Origin of the sequence: Neisseria sp. HMSC067H09 (genome assembly GCF_001814135.1) — a bacterium.
Lineage (GTDB): Bacteria > Pseudomonadota > Gammaproteobacteria > Burkholderiales > Neisseriaceae > Neisseria.
Map to the genome: position 1 here is coordinate 1 of NZ_KV814893.1, position 722 is coordinate 722.

General features: G+C 53.3%; 1 pseudogene. It reads left to right on the forward strand.

Annotated features, from left to right (window positions below):
- Positions 1 to 31 precede the first annotated feature (31 nt).
- Positions 32 to 722: pseudogene (locus tag HMPREF2954_RS03920) on the forward strand (IS5 family transposase); the annotation flags it as partial.

Here is a 722-nt window from a genome sequence, read left to right on the forward strand (position 1 = left end):
CTGACTTGTCCTTCCTCGTCGACTTCTATGGCCTATCGAACAATACCTGAACCGTCAAAGAATCCGTTACCTCCGAGACCACCGCGGCCGTCCCGCCTATCCCCTGCTGTCCATGTTCAAAGCCGTCCTGCCCGGAATGGCACAGCCTCTCCGATCCCGAACTCGAACACAGCCTCATCACCCGCATCGATTTCAACCTGTTTTGCCGTTTTGACGAACTGGGCATCCCCGATTACAGCACCTTATGCCGCTACCGCAACTGGCTGGCGCAAGACGACACCCTGTCCGAATTGCTGGAACTGATTAACCGCCAACTGACCGAAAAAAACCTAAAAATAGAGAAAGCATCTGCCGCCGTCATTGACGCCACCATTATTCAGACCGCCGGCAGCAAACAGCGTCAGGCCATAGAAGTTGATGAAGAAGGACAAGTCAGCGGCCAAACCGCACCGAGTAAAGACAGCGATGCCCGCTGGACAAAGAAAAACGGCCTCTACAAACTCGGTTACAAACAACATACCCGTACCGATGAGGAAGGCTATATCGAGAAACTGCATATCACCCCCGCCAATACCCACGAGTGCAACCATCTGTTGCCTTTGTTGGAGGGCATTGCCGAAGATACGACCGTCTATGCCGATAAAGGCTACGACAGTGCGGAAAACCGACAACATCTGAAAGAACATCGGTTGCTGGACGGCATTATGCGCAAAGCCCACCGC